At 69.1% G+C, this 15,434-nt stretch carries 13 protein-coding genes; 4 read left to right on the forward strand and 9 right to left on the reverse strand.

What is annotated here, in order from left to right:
* The first annotated feature begins 57 nt into the window (after positions 1 to 57).
* The 3 genes from AC57B8_RS17065 to AC57B8_RS17075 are packed head-to-tail and all read left to right on the forward strand — an operon-like array spanning position 58 to position 3,124.
* A complete protein-coding gene (locus tag AC57B8_RS17065; RefSeq protein ID WP_496480197.1) occupies positions 58 to 1,299 on the forward strand; it encodes a porin in 1,242 nt (413 codons plus the stop codon).
* Between the two features lie 59 nt (positions 1,300 to 1,358).
* Positions 1,359 to 1,919 carry a hypothetical protein gene (locus tag AC57B8_RS17070; protein WP_095746625.1) on the forward strand — a complete coding sequence of 187 codons (561 nt, stop codon included), beginning with the start codon at positions 1,359 to 1,361 and terminating at the stop codon, positions 1,917 to 1,919.
* Positions 1,916 to 3,124 (forward strand): PrsW family intramembrane metalloprotease, encoded by a 1,209-nt coding sequence (locus tag AC57B8_RS17075; RefSeq protein WP_070062056.1) that lies wholly within the window; start codon positions 1,916 to 1,918, stop codon positions 3,122 to 3,124. Before AC57B8_RS17070 ends, AC57B8_RS17075 begins: the two co-directional genes overlap by 4 nt.
* A 13-nt stretch (positions 3,125 to 3,137) precedes the next feature.
* Here AC57B8_RS17075 and AC57B8_RS17080 read toward each other — a convergent pair whose 3' ends face one another.
* The 7 genes from AC57B8_RS17080 to AC57B8_RS17110 all read right to left on the reverse strand — a co-directional run bounded on the left by AC57B8_RS17080 (position 3,138) and on the right by AC57B8_RS17110 (position 11,648).
* Positions 3,138 to 3,818 (reverse strand): peptidoglycan DD-metalloendopeptidase family protein, encoded by a 681-nt coding sequence (locus tag AC57B8_RS17080; RefSeq protein WP_496480198.1) that lies wholly within the window; start codon positions 3,816 to 3,818, stop codon positions 3,138 to 3,140.
* Between the two features lie 175 nt (positions 3,819 to 3,993).
* Positions 3,994 to 4,443: a TIGR01841 family phasin gene (gene phaP / locus AC57B8_RS17085; protein ID WP_390349378.1), complete on the reverse strand. Its 450-nt coding sequence runs from the start codon at positions 4,441 to 4,443 to the stop codon at positions 3,994 to 3,996.
* Between the two features lie 44 nt (positions 4,444 to 4,487).
* Positions 4,488 to 5,828: an MFS transporter gene (locus AC57B8_RS17090; RefSeq protein WP_496480199.1), complete on the reverse strand. Its 1,341-nt coding sequence runs from the start codon at positions 5,826 to 5,828 to the stop codon at positions 4,488 to 4,490.
* A 48-nt stretch (positions 5,829 to 5,876) separates the two neighbouring features.
* A complete protein-coding gene (locus AC57B8_RS17095) occupies positions 5,877 to 7,493 on the reverse strand; it encodes a wax ester/triacylglycerol synthase family O-acyltransferase (protein WP_496480200.1) in 1,617 nt (538 codons plus the stop codon).
* A 52-nt stretch (positions 7,494 to 7,545) separates the two neighbouring features.
* Positions 7,546 to 9,258, reverse strand: a complete 1,713-nt coding sequence (locus tag AC57B8_RS17100; RefSeq protein WP_496480201.1) for a long-chain-fatty-acid--CoA ligase — start codon at positions 9,256 to 9,258, stop codon at positions 7,546 to 7,548.
* Positions 9,259 to 9,298: 40 nt separating this feature from the next.
* Positions 9,299 to 10,078, reverse strand: coding sequence for an esterase/lipase family protein (locus AC57B8_RS17105; RefSeq protein ID WP_095948796.1), 780 nt, complete (start codon positions 10,076 to 10,078; stop codon positions 9,299 to 9,301).
* 529 nt (positions 10,079 to 10,607) lie between these two features.
* Positions 10,608 to 11,648: an AraC family transcriptional regulator gene (locus AC57B8_RS17110; RefSeq protein ID WP_095746631.1), complete on the reverse strand. Its 1,041-nt coding sequence runs from the start codon at positions 11,646 to 11,648 to the stop codon at positions 10,608 to 10,610.
* Between the two features lie 298 nt (positions 11,649 to 11,946).
* On the opposite strand from AC57B8_RS17110, the gene AC57B8_RS17115 reads away from it, so the two are divergent.
* Positions 11,947 to 12,861, forward strand: coding sequence for an alpha/beta fold hydrolase (locus AC57B8_RS17115; RefSeq protein WP_496480202.1), 915 nt, complete (start codon positions 11,947 to 11,949; stop codon positions 12,859 to 12,861).
* Positions 12,862 to 12,891: 30 nt separating this feature from the next.
* Here the strand turns inward: AC57B8_RS17115 and AC57B8_RS17120 are convergent, their stop codons facing one another.
* Both AC57B8_RS17120 and dhaL read right to left on the reverse strand, forming a co-directional pair.
* Positions 12,892 to 13,587 carry an HAD family hydrolase gene (locus AC57B8_RS17120; protein ID WP_496480203.1) on the reverse strand — a complete coding sequence of 232 codons (696 nt, stop codon included), beginning with the start codon at positions 13,585 to 13,587 and terminating at the stop codon, positions 12,892 to 12,894.
* Between the two features lie 32 nt (positions 13,588 to 13,619).
* Positions 13,620 to 15,386: a dihydroxyacetone kinase subunit DhaL gene (gene dhaL / locus AC57B8_RS17125; protein ID WP_496480204.1), complete on the reverse strand. Its 1,767-nt coding sequence runs from the start codon at positions 15,384 to 15,386 to the stop codon at positions 13,620 to 13,622.
* Positions 15,387 to 15,434 lie beyond the last annotated feature (48 nt).

The following is a 15,434-nucleotide window of genomic DNA, read 5'->3' on the forward strand; positions in this document are numbered from 1 at the left end:
GCACAGCCCCCACGACGACAGAGACGACAACACACACAACAACCAGGAGACAAGACCATGAAGAAGAAGACCCTCATCGCCGCCACGGCCGCGACCCTCGCTGCAGGCGCCTCCCTCGCCCAGTCCTCGCTCACGCTGTTCGGCGTGATGGACGCGGGCGTGAGCCACTACCGCACCACCAGCATTTCGTACAACCCGCTGCGCCCGGCCGAGCTGCGCCAGAGCCAGACCGTGCTGTCGCCCTCGGGCAATGCGTCGAGCCGCATCGGCTTTCGCGGCACCGAGGACCTGGGCGGCGGGCTGGCCGCGAGCTTCTGGCTGGAGGCGCCGCTGAGCAACGACACGGGCAGCGGCATCACCAACTTCGGACGCCGCTCCACGCTCAGCCTCAGCGGGCCCTTCGGTGAAGTGCGCCTGGGCCGCGACTACACGGCCTCGTTCTGGAACGACGCCGTCTTCGACCCCTTCAGCGTCAACGGCGTGGGCACCAACCTGATCGCGGTGGTCAACAGCAACATCGCGGCCTCGCGCGCGCTGGCCACGGGCGGCCTGCTGAACGGTGGCCTCTCTGCCGGCACCGACAGCTACCTGCGCACGAGCAACGCCATCAGCTACTTCCTGCCGCCGAACCTGGGCGGCTTCTACGGCCAGGTGCAGTACGCGCTGCACGAGAACACGAAGATCAGCAACACGCCCGACAGCCCCTCGCAGCGCGGGCGCTACGTGGGCGGGCGCATCGGCTGGGCCAGCGGTCCGGCCGACGTGGCGCTGGGCTACGGCGAGAGCACGCTGGCCAGCGCCGCCGCGCAGAGCGAGAAGATCAAGAGCCTGAACCTCGGCGCCTCGTACGACTTCGGCGTGGTGAAGGTGTTCGGCGAATGGTCGCGCGTGCGCGACGTGCGCCACAGCGCCACGCCCTTCGCCAACGGCGCGCTGCACCTGAGCGACCGCTACGACGGCCTCATGGCCGGCGTGAACGTGCCGCTGGGCGCGGGCGTGGTGCGCGCCTCGTATGCGCGCGTGCGCTTCGTCAACGGGCTGGGCCTGCCCGACGGCAATTCGTCGGTGAACAAGCTGGCGCTGGGCTACGTGCACAACCTCTCCAAGCGCACGGCGCTGTATGCCTCGGTGGCGCGCATCCACATCGCCAACGGCCGCAACAACCCGACCGTGATGGGCGTGACGCCGCTGGTGCTGAGCCTGCCGGCGATCTTCCCGCAGCCGGCCTACGCGACCACCAACGGCATGCAGCCGCACCGCGCGCTGGGCTACGACGTTGGCATTCGCATGGCGTTCTGAGCGCCTGACAACAGCGGCGGCGCCCCCGCGCCGTCGCTTCGGTGTGGCACGATCCACGGATGCTTCAACCGTCCCGCCGCATCCCGTACCGCACCTGGCCGGGCGCGCTCGCGATCCTCCTGGCCATTGCCGCGTACGTCGGCGGCCTCACCTTCTGGAACAACCACACGCCCGGCAGCCGGCCGCTGCCCGCGGGCGAGACGGTGTCGGTCGCCCACGCGCGCTTCGAGCCCGCACCGGGCTGGCAGATGGACGTGTCGCGCTCCAAGGCCGGCCAGTCGCTCATGCTCTTCAAGGGCGGCCACAAGTTCCTCGTGACCACGCGCCTGTGGATGGGCGGGCCCGACGGCCCCATGGTGCGCCAGCAGCGGCTCATGGAGCGCGGCCAGGGCCTGACCGTCGAAGGCGACGTGTCCGACTTCGTCACCGGCTGGGGCCTGCAGGGCAAGACCTTCGCCTACTACGGCGCCAAGCTCGCCGGCCGCTTCTGGCAGGTGGTCGACACGCCGCGCCGTTCGCTGGTGCAGATCGACGTGTACGGCCCCACCGACGGCTTCAACGAAGCGCTGGCCGACGCCCGCAAGATGCTCGACTCGATGGACCTGGAGGCACCGCTGTGAGCACCACCACCGAAGCCACCGAAACCACCGTTGCCACGCAAGAAGACGCCGACTGGCCGATCGGCACCGACTCGTTCTTCCAGCCGCAGCGCGCCGCGTTCTGGCTGCTGGCGGCGCTGATCCTCAACGGGCTGTTCTACACGGTCTCGATGTTCTCGCTGGGCTTTCGCGTGGTGCCCGTCACAGCGCTGCTGGGCCTGCTGGTGTGGGGCGGCTACACGGCGGCCTTCGTGCTGTTTTTCCGCACGCTCGATCTGCTGGAGCAGCACCCGCCCGAGGCCTACGTGCTGGCCTTTGCATGGGGCGGGCTGGGCGCGGTGTACTTCGCGGCGCCGGCCAACATCGCCATCCAGAGCCTGTGCGCCAAGCTGGTGTCGCCGGAGTTCGTGGCGGCGTGGGGGCCGGCCATCGCAGGGCCGATCACCGAAGAGTTCCTGAAGCTCGCGGGCGTGATCCTGCTGGTGCTGATCGCGCGCAACCAGTTCGAAACGTACCTGTCGGTGCTGATCGTCGGCGCCATGGCCGGGCTGGGCTTCCAGGTGATCGAGAACCTGAGCTACACGGTGAACAGCGCCGTGAACTTCCCGCTCGAGAACCAGGTGTACCCGGTGCTCTACCACCTGCTCATGCGCGGGTTGCTGAGCGGGCTGTGGAGCCACGCGGCCTACACGACCATCGCCTCGTTCGGCGTCGCGTGGTTCCTGCTGAACCCGCAGCGCTCGATGGCCGCGCGCATCGGCTGCGCCCTCTTCTACTTCGCGCTGGCGTGGGCGATGCATTTCATCTGGAACTCGCCGCTGCTCGAAGACCGCTTCGACGACGGCTTTGTCGGCATCGCGCTGCTGCTCATCGTCAAGGGCATCCCGGTGGTGATCGCCGCCGCCTTCGTCTGGCGCGCCGCCGCGCGCGAGAACGGCACCTACCTGCACGCGCTGGCGGCCTACTTCGTGCCCGAGCGCGAGCTGATCCGCGACGACGAATGGGTGCGCCTGGGCGCGCCGCTGCTGCGCTACCGCGTGCGCCGCGACATGGGCAAGGAATTCGGCAAGCGCGCCCGGCGCCTGAAGGCGCAACTGCAGCGCGAGCAGCTGCGGCTCATCCTGAAGGCCGGCACGCATGGGCGCGGGCCGCAGACGCGGCGCCATGAAGTGGCGGTGCGCCGCCTGCGGGCCGAGCTCGACCTGCTCACGCGGCCGCAGGGCTGAGGGCCCGCTGCGCTTACTTCGCCGGCAGGTACAGGCGCGGATCGACCGCCTTGCCGCGGTAGCGGATCTCGAAGTGCAGCTTGGCGCGGCCGCCCTCCGCCGGGCCGATCTCGGCGATCTTCTGGCCGCGCTGCACGCGCTGGCCCTGCTTCACGCCCACGGTGCCCACGTTGGTGTAGATCGACATGTAGGAGCCGCCGTGGTCGACCATGATGACGCTGCCGTAGCCGCGCATCGTCTCCGTCGCGGCCACCGAGCCGGCGCCGATCGCATGCACGGGCTCGCCGCTGCTGCCGCCGATGTCCAGGCCCTTGTTGCTGTTGCCGTTGAAGCCGGCGATGACCGCGCCCTGCGTCGGCCAGCCCCAGTCGCTGCGCCGCGAGGCGGGCGGCACCACGGGGTCGCGCTCGCGAGGGGCGGGCGCGGGCTTGGCTTTTTCGGCACTGCCGCTGCCGCCGCTGCTGCTGCGCGGCGGGGGCGTGGCAGCCCCCGTCACGGCGCCGCCCGGCGGCACCACGCGCAGCACCTGGCCGGCTTCGAGCTGGTCGGGGTCCTTGATCTGGTTCCAGCGGGCGATCTCGGCCGTCGTCCGGCCGTGCCGCTGCGCGATGCGGTAGAGCGTGTCGCCCGTCTGCACGACGTACTCGCCGGGGCCCGCCACCGGCGTGCTGGGCGTGGTGGAGCATGCGCCCACCAGCAATGCCGCCGTCAACGCGGCGCACGCGCCCCATCTTCTCCCTGTCACAACCACGCGCTGAGTCCTTTCTGATTCATCCGGATCGCGCGACCTCGCGGGGCGAGGCGCGCCTGAACAATCCGGCAAGGCTACCAGCAGTCGTTGCGCGGACATTGCGTCCGCGGGAGCGCCCCTATTTCTTCGGCTGCAGCAGCTGCTGCAGGTTCGCCATGTTCTCGTTCAGGCGGTCCTGCACCACCTTCCAGCTGTTGTTGCGCGCCTGCGCTTCCAGCTGCGCCAGTTCGCGGAAATTGTCGACGGCCTGCTGCACGCCGCGCTGCGCGACCTCGGCCTGCCTGGAGATGGCGTCCTTGCCGGTGGCGTCCTTCAGCGCGTCCTGCCACTGGGCCAGCGTGTCGCGCAGGATCTCGCCGCGCCGCTGCGCCAGCGACTGGATGCCCTCGTAGGCCTGACGGTTGGCCTCGGCCAGCGCCTCCATGTCCTTGCGCTGCCACTCCACGAGCGCGCCGACGTCCACGCCGGGCAGCTTGAGCTGCTCGATCAGCTTGCTGAAATCTTCCATCGACGGCAGCGCCGTGGGAAAGAGCGGGTTGGCGTTGGCTGCGTTCTTGCTGGTTGCCATGAATTGAATCTCCTTGGTGAGTGAAATAGCAGGTAACGAAAAAATCAGGCCGTCGCGAGCTGCGAGCGGCGCGCGGCGGCGGGCCGCATGACGAGCAGCAGGACCACGCCGGACGACAGCCACAGCCCGATCGCAAGGAACATGCTGTTGTCCGAGCTGCCCGAGGCGGTAGTGATCCACGCGGTGATCACCGGCATCACGGCGGGCCCGAGGTTGCCCAGGCTGCTGATCAGCGCGATGCCGCCGGCCGCCGACTTGCGCGGCAGGTACTCGCTGATGGCCGCGAAGAAGATCGGCGTGTTGGCCGACTGGCCGATGCTCATCACCGCGAGGCCCGCCAGCGCCAGCACCAGGTTGCCGCCGCTGAAGACGGCCACCAGCAGGCCCGCCGAGGCCAGCGCCACGCAGAAGAAGAAGTGCTTGCGCCGCTCCAGGTGCTTGTCGGAACTGCGCCCGACGAACACCATGCCGACAGCGCCGAAGACCGCCGGAATGGCCGACAGCAGGCCGACCATGAACACGTCGCCCACGCCCCAGTTCTTGATGAGCGTGGGCACCAGGAACACCAGCGTGTAGTTGGCGCCCAGGAACAGGAAGTACACGAAGGCCATCGTGAACACCTTGGGGTCGCGCAGCAGCGCCCAGAACGAACCGTGCGACGCGGTCTCCACGGCATGCGGCTCGTTGTCCAGGTGGTGGCGCAGCGCGACCTTCTCGGACGGCGTGAGCCAGCCGGCCTGCTCGGGTTTGTCCTTCAGGTAGAAGAACGCCACGATGCCGAGCAGCGAGGCCGGCAGCCCCTGCACCACGAACAGCCATTGCCAACCGTGGTGGCCGCCCAGGCCGTTCATGTACTTCATGATCCAGCCCGAGAGCGGGCCGGCCAGCAGGTAGCCGATGGCCGTGGCCGTCATGAAGATCGAGATCACCTTGCAGCGCCGCGCCGAGGGGTACCAGTAGGTGAGGTACAGGATGATCCCCGGGAAGAAGCCCGCCTCGAACGCGCCCAGCAGGAAGCGCAGCACGTAGAACTGCGTGGTGGTCTCCACGAACATCATGGCCGAGGCCACGAGCCCCCAGCAGAACATGATGCGCAGCAGCGTCTTGCGCGCGCCGATCTTCTCGAGCATCAGGTTGCTGGGCACCTCGAAGAGGAAGTAGCCGATGAAGAAGATGCCCGCGCCCAGCGCATAGGCCTCGTTGCTGAAGTCCAGCGTCTGCTTCATCTGCAGCTGCGCGAAGCCGATGTTGATGCGGTCGATGAAGGCGACGATGTAGCAGAGGATCAACAGCGGCAGCAGGTGCCAGCTGACCTTCGAAAACAAAGCCTCGTCCGCCGCGTTGTACGGCGCGCGGGCGGGGGCCTGCGCAGAAGTGGGGGTCATGGTCTTGCTTTCCTTTGGGGTCGGTCGGTGAAGGAATCGGCGGGAAGGCTAGGCAGCGGCGGCGGCGCGCTTGCCCTTGGCAGGAGCGGCCGGCTTGCGCGGCGCGCGGGGCTTCTTGCTGGCGGGTGCGGCAGCAGTGGCCGCCGCACGCGGCTTGGCGGCGGCCGGCGCCTTCGCGCGGCGCGGGGCCTTGGCGGGCACTACCTCGGCCTGCGCCTCTTTCGCGACCGCCGGCTTGGCCGCGCTCTCGACGCTGGGCAGCCGCTCGATCTGCCGCAGCGCCGCGCGCAGGTGGCCGATCAGCTCGTACGACTCTTCCTGCGACAGGATGCGGCGGCAGGCCGTGAGGCCGAAGTCGAGCGAGCCCGCGTAGCTCTGCACCGTGATGTTCAGCGCGCTGCCGTGGTACGGGATCGACACCGGGTAGAAGTGCATCATCCGCGCGCCCGCCACGTAGAGCGTGGCGCCCGGCCCCGGCACGTTGGAGATCAGCACGTTGGCCGCGGGCGGCACGCGGCGCGCCAGGTTGGAGCGGCCGTACAGCGACGCCAGGCTGGTCATGAGCCAGGGCGAGCCGGTGATCGGCATGTCGACGCCGAGCACGGGCTTGAGCTCGCGCACCACGGCCTTGGCCGCTTCCGACGAGGCATGGATCGCCTTGAAGCGCTCGGCCGCGTCGCCGATGTCGGTCGCCAGGTCGACGCGCACCATCGACACCTGGTTGTTCATCGCGTCGTCGCCCTCCGCGCGCAGGCTCACGGGCACGCCGGCGATCAGCGCTTCTTTCGGCAGCAGGTTGCGCTCCTTCAGGAAGCGGGCCAGCGCCTCGCTGCACATCGCCATCACGATGGTGTTGACGGTGCCGCCCACGCGCTTGCCCAGCGCCTTCAGTTCGTCGAAGGGCAGCGACATCGTGCTGTACGAGCGCTGGTTGGTGATGGCGTCGTTGAACATGCTCTTGGGCGCCATGCCCAGGCTCAGGCGGCGCTCGCCCTTGCCGGTCTGCTGGCTCGCGAGCACGCTGCCGGCCGCCGTGAGCGCGCGCGCGGCCGCCGGCAGCAGCTCGGCGAGCTTGCGGTACTGGCGCGCCGAGTTGGACACCGCCGCCTGCAGCAGTTCGGCCACGCCGAGCTGGTAGTGGCTGCCGCTGCCGCGCTTGCGGCGCGCGGGCGGCACCTCGCGCATCTGCGCCGTGGTGTCGTAGAGCACCTTGGCCAGCTCGGTGCCGGCCTTGCCGTCGACGCCGCTGTGGTGGGCCTTGGTGTAGAAGGCCACCTGGCCGTTCTCCAGGCCTTCGATGACGTACATCTCCCACAGCGGGCGGCTGCGGTCGAGCAGGCTGGAATGCAGGCGCGCGACCAGGTGGTGCAGCTGCTCCATGGTGCCGGGGCGGCGCAGCGTGAGGCTGCGCACGTGGTAGTCCAGGTCGATGTCGTCGTCGTCGATCCACACCGGCTCGGCCAGCTCGAAGGGCATCTGCGCGAGCTTGCGCGTGAGCACCGACGCCAGGTGCAGCCGCTTGCCCAGCATGCCCTTCACGTCTTCGTAGTAGTCGCCCCGGTAGCCCTCGGGCAGGTCCAGGAGCATGAGGCTGCCGACGTGCATCGGCGTCTCGGGGGTTTCAAGGTGCAGGAACGACGCGTCCATGCTGCTCAGGTGGTCCATGGCGTGGCCTCTTTCGTCGGTGGGATCGGTGGGAATTCGGGAATGCGCGCGCTCAGGCGGTGGCCGCGGCGACGGCCTGCTTGCGCAGCTCTTCGTCCACGAGGTCTTTCTTGGAGAGCTTGCCCACCGCCGTCTTGGGCAGCGCGGCGCGGATCTCCAGGGCCTGCACCATCTCGTGCTTGCCCACGCGCTCCTTGAGAAAAGTTTGCAGGGCCTTGATGTCGAAGGCCTCGGCGCCGGGTTTGAGCGTGACGAAGGCCTTGGGCGACTGGCCGCGGTATTCGTCGGGTACGCCGATCACCGCCACCTCATGCACCGCCGGGTGCTGGTAGATGGCCTCTTCGAGCACGCGCGGATAGACGTTGTAGCCGCTGCACAGCAGCATGTCCTTGCAGCGGTCGACGATGAAGACGAAGCCGTCCTCGTCCATGTAGCCCACGTCGCCGGTGCGAAAGAGGCCGTCGAAGGTGGTGCTGTCGGCCGTGGCCTCGGGCTTGTTCCAGTAGCCCTTCATCACGTTGGGGCCCTGGATGCACATCTCGCCCTTCTCGCCCAGCGGCACGTAGCGCGTGGGGTCTTCGAGGTCGAGCATCTTGATGACCACGCCCGGGTGCGGAATGCCGCACGAGCCCGCCTTGCGCTGGCCGTGCGCGGGCGAGAAGGTGCCGGTGGGCGAGGTCTCGGTCATGCCCCAGCCTTCGGCCAGCCAGGTGCCGGTGATGGCGCGGAAGCGCTCGCCGACCTCCATCGGCAGCGGCGCGCCGCCCGAGTTGCACAGCTTGAGCGAGTGCAGGTCGTACTGCGGCGTGTCGGGGTCGCCGATCACCGCGGTGAACATGGTGGGCACGCCGCAGAAGGTGGTGAGCTTCTTCTCGGCGATGTCGCGCAGCGCGGCCTTGGGGTCGAAGCGCAGGTGCTGCACGATCTCGGCCGCCAGGCGCACGCCCAGCAGCAGGTTGACCGTGAGCGCGTAGATGTGAAACGGCGGCAGCACCGCGAGCAGCCGCTCGGTGCCCATCTGCAGCACGGGCGGCGTGCCCGACTGCGTGATCACCACCTGCTCGCAGGCCGAGGACAGGTTGGCGTGCGTGAGCATCGCGCCCTTGGGCAGGCCGGTGGTGCCGCCCGTGTACTGCAGGATGGCCAGCGCCTCGCGCGGATCGCCGATGGGGTGCGGCGTGTAGCGGCCGTCGTTGTCGAGCAGTTCGGAAAAACGCAGGTGGTGCTCGTCGCCGGAGATCTCGACCGTCTCGTTCTTCGCCTTCATCTGCGCGGCCACCTGCTCGGGCGCGCCCGTCATCTCGGCGAGGTTGCCGACGATGAGCTTCTTGAGCCGCGTCTTGCCGAGCATGGCGGCCATCTGCGGGTACAGCGCGGCCAGGTCGAGCGTGATGAGGACATCGGTCTGGCTGTCCTCGATCTTGTGCTCGAGCACCTTCGCCGCATCGAGCGGCGAGTAGTTGACCACCGTGCCGCCCGCCTGCAGCACGCCGAACAGTGCGACCAGGTAGTGCGGCGTGTTGGGCAGGAACAGGCCCACGTGCACGCCGGGTCGCACGCCCAGAGCCTGCAGCCCCTTGGCGGCGCGGTCGACCAGTGCGCCGAGCTCGCGGTAGTTCAGCCGCTTGCCCATGAAGTCGATGGCCGGCCGGTCGGGAAAACCGGCCACGGCGTCGGCCAGGATCTGCTGGACCGAGGTGGGCGTGATCGCGTGGTCCCACGCCACGCCTTCGGGGTAGGAAGCCAGCCAGGGCTTGCTGTTCATGTGCGTCTCCAGGAAGTGAACGGGTGGGTGATGCGGCGCATCAGGCGGCCTTGCGCACGTCGCGGTGCGGATCGAGGTACAGCAGGCGGCGCAGGCCTTCGCGGCGGAACGGCTTCCACTGGCCCTCCGGCTGCGCGAGCCGGTCGGCGATGGCGTAGAGCACCACCGGGTTGTGGCCGAGGCCGCAGTGGCTGCCCTCGACCTCGATGTTTTCCGAGGTCGCGGTCTCGCGTTCGCGGCAGCCCTGCCAGGCCACGATGCCGTCGCTGCGGCTGTAGATGGCGCTGGCCGGCACGGGTGGCGGCGTGCGCATGCGTTCGCGCTCGGGCCAGTCCTCGACCTTGCGCTCGCTCACCATCTCGTACAGCCGCCACGCGTTGCTCGCGCGCGGCTCGCCGGCGAACGGGCTGCCCAGCGTGATGACGCTGCGCACCTGCGAAGGCGCCCGCCGTGCCAGCTCGCGTGCGAACACGCCGCCCAGGCTCCAGCCGACGATGCTCACCTTGCGTTGATAGCGTTCGTGCAGCTCGGCCAGGCGCTCCTGCATCTGGTCTTCCACGCCAGGGCGCGGGCCGAAGTTGGGGCCGAGCTTCCATCCGTGCGCGCGGTAGCCGCGGTCGCGCAGGAAGGCGCGCAGCGGTTGCGTCGAGGCATCGCTTGCCGAGAGGCCGGGCAGCACGAGCACCGGGTGCCCGTCGCCCGCGGGCGCCATGCGCAGCATCGGGGCCATGGTGAAGAACGCGGACAGCTCCGCCACGGCGCGCCACTCGAGCATCAGCAGGCGGCGGGACGGCGGGGCCATCGAAGAAGATTCGGTCATGGTCATCTCGGGAGTGGAGGGAAAGGGAAAAAAGAGAGGCGAAGAAAAAGCCCGACGTGCAGACGCGATGCACACGGCTACCCGGTCGGGCGGTCGTTCGAGAGAGGATCGAGATCGGGGAAAAGGGAGGAAGGCACCGCGCAACGGCGGCGTCCGGCCTGTGCGGCGGCACGCATGCATGGTGTGAACCCGCCGCGTACGTCCAGTCCGTGCCGGGCATGCCGACACGCGCGAGGTGCATCCATGTGTTGTCTCCTGTCGGCCTCGTCCGGGCCTTCAGCGAGGCTCGGATCGGGCACTTTGTTGTCGTTACTCTGGGCGCCATCTTTTCGCGGCGACGTCGACAAGAAAAGGTGCGATGCGACCACTTCGCGGTGATTTCGGGACGCGCATTTGAACGACGCGCAGGCTCGACTCACAACTGCGAACAGATGTGTGGATCGACGGCCACGCGAACGCCGCACGAGGGCGCGCGCATGCGAATCAGCGGTGGTTCACGATGCCCGTTGCGGCATCGCGCAGGCGTGGCTCAGGCCTTCGCGGCGCGGTAGTCCTGCGGGCTGCGGCCGGTCCAGCGCACGAAGGCGTGGCGGAAGTTCGAGGCGTCGCTGTAGCCCAGCCGCTCGGCGATTTCCTCGGTCGTCATGCGCGTGGTGCGCAGGTACTCGATGGCCAGCACGCGGCGCACATCGGCCAGGATGCCGCGGTAGGTCGTGCCTTCGGTCTCGAGGCGTCGGCGCAAGGTGCGTGGATGGATCGACAGCTCCGAGGCCATCGGCTCGATGGTCGGAAAGCGCCACGGCATGTGGTCGATCAGCGTGCGGCGCACCACCGACGAGACACCGCCCGAGCGCGGCAGGTCGGCCAGCACCTGCTGGCACATCTCGCTCACCATCGCATGCGTGACCGAGTCGGGCAGCCGCGAGGGATGGCCCACCCACGGCGAGCCCACATGCAGTTCGTCGCGCGGCTGGCCGAACGCCACGGGGCAGCCGAACAGCGTGCGGTAGGCGCTCAAATCTTCGGGCTCGGCAAAGCGCACGTGCAGTGCGGAAAGACCGAACGACGGACCGAAGAGATCGCGGCCCAGCCGCAGGTGCACCGCAAAGGCGAACTCGAGCGCGAAGCGGTACAGCGGGTCTTGCGGGTCGGACGACAGCAACACCTCGTAGGGCAGCACCGCGGTGCCACCGCTGCAGGTGTAAGACACCGGCCCAGCCACGGGGCCCATGACGCGGTTGTACTTGATGGTGAAGTCCATCAGGTCGGCATGCGTGGGGCTGCTCAGCAGCCCGTAGCCGTACATGCCGTAGGCCGTGAGGTGCATGCGGATGCCCGCGCGAAAGGCGATGCTGGGACCGGGCGCGAGGCGCACCGCGTTGCGGAAGACCACGGCCGCCTGCTCGTAGGAAATCCGCGTCGCCGGTGCGCGCAGCTGGTCTTCCGTCAGGCCACTTCCGCTCAGGGTTTGTTCCGGTGCGATGCCTTCTTCGACCAGGGTGGCGACGATGGCTGCGACGCGCTGGGGTCCGTAGACGCGTGACGCGAAGTCGGGTGGCGAACGATGCACGACGATTCAATCCCTTCAGAACACATGCCTTCGATGGCGGGCCGCCACTGGCCTCGCACTCCAAGGTCGTCGCAGGATATCGAAGCGTTCTGCACGCGCAGACTCGGAGTTTCCCGATAGCGCCAAATTGTCCCGAAGTCACTCCCGGTTGGTCTGAACGAACCTTTCTCGCTCCGGGGCCCCACGGAAAGATCGTCCACGAAACACCGTCCCGGCCGCAGGGCACAAAGCGCAACGCGCGACGGTTGCCTTTCGCTTCTCTTCCTTTCTCTCCCCTTCCTTTTCACCGCCACGCCCCATGCAACGCGACCCCTCTTCCCCTTCGTTCGCTTCGTCCAACGGCATCGAGCTGGCCTATGACTGCTTCGGCGATCCGGCAGCATCACCGCTGCTGCTCATCATGGGCCTGGGCACGCAGATGATTGCGTGGGACGAAGCCTTCTGCGAGCGCCTGGCCGGTCGCGGCTACCGCGTCATCCGCTTCGACAACCGCGACATCGGACAGTCCACGCGCCTGAGCGCCGCGGGTATTCCCGACGTGGCCAAGCTGCTCGGGCAGGCGCTGGCCGGCGTGCCGGTGAGCGCGAGCCAGGTGCCGTACACGCTGGCCCACATGGCCGACGATGCGGTCGGCCTGCTCGACGCGCTGAGCATCGATCGTGCCCACATCGTCGGCGCCTCGATGGGCGGCGCCATCGGCCAGGAGATCGCGCTGCGCCATCCGACGCGCGTGCGCACGCTGGTGTCGATCATGGCCACCAGCGGCGCCCCCGACCTGCCGCCGCCTCAACCGCAGGCGCTGCAGGTGCTGCTCACGCCCACGCCGCTGGACCGCGACGGCTACATCGCGCGCCAGCAGCAGGTGATGAAGGTGCTGCGCGCCGGTTCGCATCCGGACGAAGAGGCGCTCGACGCCGCGCGCGCGGAACGCAGCTTCGAACGCGGCCTGCACCCGGCCGGCTACGCGCGCCAGCTCGCGGCCATCATCGCGTCAGGCAGTCGCAGGGAGCGGCTGGCGTCGCTGAAGGCGCCGACGCTGGTGATCCACGGCGATGTCGATCCGCTGGTGCCGATCGAATGCGGGAAGGACGTGGCGCGCCACGTGCCCGGCGCGCGGATGGTGACCATCGAGGGCATGGGGCACGCGCTGCCGAAGGTGACGTGGGCGCCGGTGATCGATGCGATTGCGGGGCACGCGGTCGTGGGCCGCTGATTTCTTTCGGGCCTCTGGCGGCCCGGCCCGTCAGCGCATGCGCGCCCGATGCGCCGCGCCGGCGCGCTCGACGAGGTCGAGGTCGAACGCCGTCAGCTCGGCGATGCGCACGTCGGCCAGAGCGAGCACGTCGGGACCGAGCGGGAACTCCGGCCCGGGCGCCGCGATGATGCCCATGCCGGCCGCGCGCAGCGAGCGGATGCCGTTGCCGGAATCCTCGACGCCGACGGCATGCTCGGGCTTCACGCCGATCTTCTGCAGCACGTCGAGGTAGATGTCGGGCGCGGGTTTGCCGTGCGCGACATCGTCGCCGTACGTGGTGGCCAGAAAGACCTTGTCGAGGCCCGTCACCTTCATCACATGCGCCGCCAGTTCGTTCGGCGAGCCGGAGGCCAGCGCGACCTTGTAGCGGGTCGCCGCCAGGCGCACCGCGGCGATGGCACCTTCGCGCTCGGGCAGGTGCACCTCGTACTTCGCCAGCAGGCGCGCCTTGATCTCGCGGGCGATCGCGGCCTCGTCCATGCCGAGCCTGGCGCGCAGGTCGAGCCGCTCGACCATGAGACGCGACCACATGCGGGTGTTGCAGCCCATGGTGGATTCCTGGTCCTCGGCGCTCCAGGTCATGCCGTGGTCTGCGGCGAACTCCTCCCGGGCCTGGCGCCAGAGCACTTCGGAGTCGATGAGGATGCCGTCCATGTCGAAGACGACGGCTTGGATGGTGGTCATGAAAAGGCTTTCCTTGCGTGTGACAGTCGAATTCAGGGGGCCAGCCGGCGCTGCAGCGAAGCCGCCAGCGTCTGCAGGATCAGGCAGCACGAGGTGGCGCCGGCGTCGAGCACGCCGATCGAGCGCGGACCCAGCCGCGCCGAACGGCCGATGCGGGCCTGCAGGGCCTTGGTGGCGTCGCGCCCCTGCTGTGCAGCAGCACCCATGGCCTGCAGGCAGGCAGCGAAACCTGCGCCGTTGGCGTGTGCAGCGGCGTAGGCATCGCGCGCCGGCACGAGCGCGTCGATCAGTGTCTTGTCGCCGACCTGGGCATTGCCCATCGCCTGCACGTTGGCGACGGCCACGGCCAGCGCCTCGCCGAACAGCGCCGCATCGAGTTGTTCATGCGGCGCCAGGGTGTCGACAAAGCCGAGGAAGAAGCGGCCATAGAGCGGCCCCATCGAGCCGCCGATGTCGTCCATCAGCGCCTGCGACAGCTGCTCGAGCGCACCGGGCAGCGACGCGGCGCGCGGGCCGAGCGCGTCCAGGCGCGTGCCGCAGCCGGTGAAGCCCTTGGCCATGTTGATGCCGTGGTCGCCGTCGCCGATCAGGCCGTCGATCTCGCTCAGGTGCTGCCGGTTCGCGACGATGGTGTCGATGAGGTCGCGCACCACGGGCCCCGCCTCCGCGAGGGCCAGCGTGGCCCCGCTTACCGTGCGTGCGTGCACGCCGGCGCCCGAAGACATCGTCGCCGTGGCCACGGCAGGGTGCATGCGGGCGCTCCCGCTGTAGGTGCGGCCCTGCGCGGCGTCGCCGGGCACGCTCAGCCCGACGCTGCGGCAGGGGTGCTTGAGGCAGGTCTCGAGTTCATCGTCGAGCTTCATGAGGGTCAGCGTCACGCCCATCATCTCGAGCGAGGTGAAGAGGTTGCCGACCTGGTTGAACGCCACCGTGATGCCTTTGGCCAGCAGACGCTGCGCGATCTCTCCGTAGAGGATGTACTGCTCCATCACCGGCGTGGCGCCGAGCCCCGAGATCAGCACCGCGACCCGGTCGCCGGCGCCGAACGGCAGGTCGGGCAGCACGACGTCGAGCATGAGCTGCGCCATCTCGGCGGCGCTCGCCGTCGCCCGCACGTCGATGCCGGGTTCGCCGTGGTGTCCGATGCCGACCTCCATCGTGCCGGGCTCGATGTGGAAGTTGGCCTTGCCGACCGCGGGGATCACGCAGGCAGACAGGCCCACGCCGATGCTGCGCGTGTTCGCAATGGCCTTCTGCGCCGCGGCGATCACCTCGTCGAGCGAGGCGCCGAGCGCGGCCTTGGCGGCACCGACCTTCCACATGAAGATTTCTCCCGCGACACCGCGGCGCCGTGCCTCGTCGCCCTTCGCGGCCGAGGGCACGTCGTCGTTGGCGACCACGGTCCTGACCACGATGCCCTCGCGCTCGGCCATCTGGCGGGCCATGCCGACGTTCATGTTGTCGCCGGCGTAGTTGCCGTAGAGGCAGGCCACGCCCGCGCCGCCGTCGGCGGTGCGGATCGCGTCCAGGAAGCTCTTGGCCGTGGGCGAGGAAAAAATCTCTCCGACAGCGACGGCATCGACCATGCCGTCTCCCACGTAGCCGAGGAACGCCGGCTCGTGCCCCGACCCACCGCCGGTCACGACACCGACCTTGCCGCGCTCGGGCGCCCGGGCGCGCTTGACGACACGCGGGTTGGCCGGCAGTGCCTCGACGCTGTCGCCGTGGGCCAGCAACCAGCCTCCGAGCATGTCCTCGACGACGCGATCGGGGTGGTTGACGACACGGTTCATGGACATAAGGCAGGTCTCCTGGGTAAGGGCGGGGCCGGACGCGGCCCGCGGGGG

It is taken from the genome of Variovorax sp. BGA-UO-ETr-C22, from assembly GCF_059567965.1.

Coding starts and splice junctions, on each gene's coding strand:
- AC57B8_RS17065 (WP_496480197.1), top strand. CDS start 58: ATGAAGAAGAAGACCCTCATCGCCGCCACGGCCGCGACCCTCGCTGCA.
- AC57B8_RS17070 (WP_095746625.1), top strand. CDS start 1,359: ATGCTTCAACCGTCCCGCCGCATCCCGTACCGCACCTGGCCGGGCGCG.
- phaP (WP_390349378.1), bottom strand. CDS start 4,443: ATGGCAACCAGCAAGAACGCAGCCAACGCCAACCCGCTCTTTCCCACG.
- AC57B8_RS17090 (WP_496480199.1), bottom strand. CDS start 5,828: ATGACCCCCACTTCTGCGCAGGCCCCCGCCCGCGCGCCGTACAACGCG.
- AC57B8_RS17095 (WP_496480200.1), bottom strand. CDS start 7,493: ATGGACCACCTGAGCAGCATGGACGCGTCGTTCCTGCACCTTGAAACC.
- AC57B8_RS17100 (WP_496480201.1), bottom strand. CDS start 9,258: ATGAACAGCAAGCCCTGGCTGGCTTCCTACCCCGAAGGCGTGGCGTGG.
- AC57B8_RS17105 (WP_095948796.1), bottom strand. CDS start 10,078: ATGACCGAATCTTCTTCGATGGCCCCGCCGTCCCGCCGCCTGCTGATG.
- AC57B8_RS17115 (WP_496480202.1), top strand. CDS start 11,947: ATGCAACGCGACCCCTCTTCCCCTTCGTTCGCTTCGTCCAACGGCATC.
- AC57B8_RS17120 (WP_496480203.1), bottom strand. CDS start 13,587: ATGACCACCATCCAAGCCGTCGTCTTCGACATGGACGGCATCCTCATC.
- dhaL (WP_496480204.1), bottom strand. CDS start 15,386: ATGTCCATGAACCGTGTCGTCAACCACCCCGATCGCGTCGTCGAGGAC.